Source organism: Pseudoalteromonas sp. SG44-17 (assembly GCF_014164235.1).
Lineage (GTDB): Bacteria > Pseudomonadota > Gammaproteobacteria > Enterobacterales > Alteromonadaceae > Pseudoalteromonas > Pseudoalteromonas rhizosphaerae.
In genome coordinates this window covers 1-246 of sequence record NZ_JACJEV010000120.1, presented here as the reverse complement: position 1 = coordinate 246, position 246 = coordinate 1, and the positions used below count along the sequence as shown (strand labels likewise).

1 rRNA gene is annotated in these 246 nt (G+C 49.6%); it reads right to left on the bottom strand.

Features of this window, described 5'->3' with window-relative positions:
- A 23S ribosomal RNA gene (locus tag H5182_RS22665) occupies window positions 1-246 on the bottom strand; the annotation flags it as partial.

Sequence of the window (246 nt, the reverse complement as noted above, 5' to 3'; positions counted from 1 at the left end):
CCGCCCCAGTCAAACTACCCACCAGGCACTGTCCGTAACCCCGATTCAGGGGCCAACGTTAGAACATCAAAACTACAAGGGTGGTATTTCAAGGACGACTCCAACAAAACTAGCGTCTCATCTTCTAAGTCTCCCACCTATCCTACACATGTAGGTTCAATGTTCAGTGCCAAGCTGTAGTAAAGGTTCACGGGGTCTTTCCGTCTAGCCGCGGGTACACAGCATCTTCACTGCGATTTCAATTTC